The organism is Alkalibacillus haloalkaliphilus C5, assembly GCF_000269905.1.
GTDB classification, from domain to species: Bacteria; Bacillota; Bacilli; order Bacillales; family Alkalibacillaceae; genus Alkalibacillus; species Alkalibacillus haloalkaliphilus_A.
The window spans coordinates 1-385 of record NZ_AKIF01000303.1 but is presented as its reverse complement, the minus strand read 5'-3'; the positions used below and the strand labels follow the sequence as shown (position 1 = coordinate 385).

At 49.4% G+C, this 385-nt stretch carries 4 tRNA genes; all 4 read right to left on the bottom strand.

Features of this window, described 5'->3' with window-relative positions:
- Window positions 1-6: 6 nt before the first annotated feature.
- A tRNA-His gene (locus A194_RS0116610) sits at window positions 7-79 on the bottom strand.
- Window positions 80-89: 10 nt separating this feature from the next.
- Window positions 90-163 (bottom strand) — tRNA-Trp (locus A194_RS0116605).
- A gap of 19 nt (window positions 164-182) precedes the next feature.
- A tRNA-Tyr gene (locus A194_RS0116600) sits at window positions 183-268 on the bottom strand.
- Between the two features lie 11 nt (window positions 269-279).
- Window positions 280-355 (bottom strand) — tRNA-Phe (locus tag A194_RS0116595).
- Between the last annotated feature and the right edge of the window lie 30 nt (window positions 356-385).

Sequence of the window (385 nt, the reverse complement as noted above, 5' to 3'; positions counted from 1 at the left end):
AAAAAGGGCGATCGGTGGGAATCGAACCCACGAGTGCCGGAGCCACAATCCGGTGCGTTAACCCCTTCGCCACGACCGCCATATAAAAATGGCAGGGGTAGTAGGAATCGAACCCACATCAAAGGTTTTGGAGACCTTCGTTTTACCATTAAACTATACCCCTACGTTTTAAATTGTAAAAATGGTGGAGGGGGACGGATTCGAACCGCCGAACCCAAAGGGAGCGGATTTACAGTCCGCCGCGTTTGGCCAACTTCGCTACCCCTCCATTTTGATAAATGGTGGCTCGGGACGGAATCGAACCGCCGACACACGGATTTTCAGTCCGTTGCTCTACCGACTGAGCTACCGAGCCATTAGATAGAAAATATGTATTAATTTAAAA